The organism is Chryseobacterium sp. SIMBA_029 (assembly GCF_046535275.1).
GTDB lineage: Bacteria > Bacteroidota > Bacteroidia > Flavobacteriales > Weeksellaceae > Chryseobacterium.
Genome location: NZ_JAWRXA010000120.1, coordinates 1 through 337, shown reverse-complemented (window position 1 = coordinate 337; position 337 = coordinate 1). Strand labels below are relative to the sequence as shown.

The following is a 337-nucleotide window of genomic DNA, read 5'->3' as shown; positions in this document are numbered from 1 at the left end:
AATACGCCTTCATACCAGCAACTCGCCGTTATCGGCAACGGCTGGCCCGCCCAGTGGTTCAGCTTACGCACGGCGTCGCATGCATTCAGCTCCTGCCTGAGTGTGGCCGATGCCGGAGCATTCGGCAGTACCTTGACGGATATGTCCAACAGCAAATCGAGCGTGCCCAACGACCCGGCCATCAGTCGCGCCACGTCATAACCCGCTACGTTCTTCATAACCTGGCCCCCGAATCGGAGATGTTCGCCGCGGCCGGTGAGAATGGATGCGCCGAGCACGAAGTCGCGCACGGCGCCGGCGCTCATGCGGCGCGGTCCCGAGAGCCCCGCCGCGATAC

General features: G+C 63.8%; 1 pseudogene. It reads right to left on the bottom strand.

Annotated features, from left to right (window positions below):
- A pseudogene (glcE, locus tag SB679_RS23470) lies at window positions 1-337 on the bottom strand (glycolate oxidase subunit GlcE); the annotation flags it as partial.